The 304-nt window shown below is 35.2% G+C and carries 1 pseudogene; it reads left to right on the top strand.

Annotated features, from left to right (window positions below):
• Nucleotides 1–92: 92 nt before the first annotated feature.
• Nucleotides 93–304: pseudogene (locus Q3V31_RS30850) on the top strand (IS4 family transposase); the annotation flags it as partial.

The raw sequence follows: 304 nt of genomic DNA, 5'->3' as shown, positions 1-304 counted from the left end.
CACATCCATCAACTTAAGGATTTAGACTATTTTTGAAGTTAAAAGCACGTTACTATTTTCTTATGTTAATGAGAAAGGGTGACGTGCTTTTTATGAATATGCATCAAAAACAAGAGTTATCTTTATTTGCCGAAGAGCTATATCGATATATGTCTCCCGCTACACTTAATCAATTAGCTATAAAAGCAGGCGGAATGAAACGAAAACGCAAGTGCCACGGGCACCATTTCTTATCTTTGTGTGTATGGTTAAATCAACAAATCGCTACTACCTCTCTTACTCAACTTTGTAGTCAATTAGAAAC

Origin of the sequence: Bacillus nitratireducens (assembly GCF_036320425.1) — a bacterium.
Lineage (GTDB): Bacteria > Bacillota > Bacilli > Bacillales > Bacillaceae_G > Bacillus_A > Bacillus_A nitratireducens.
This window is presented reverse-complemented; position numbering and strand designations above follow the sequence as displayed.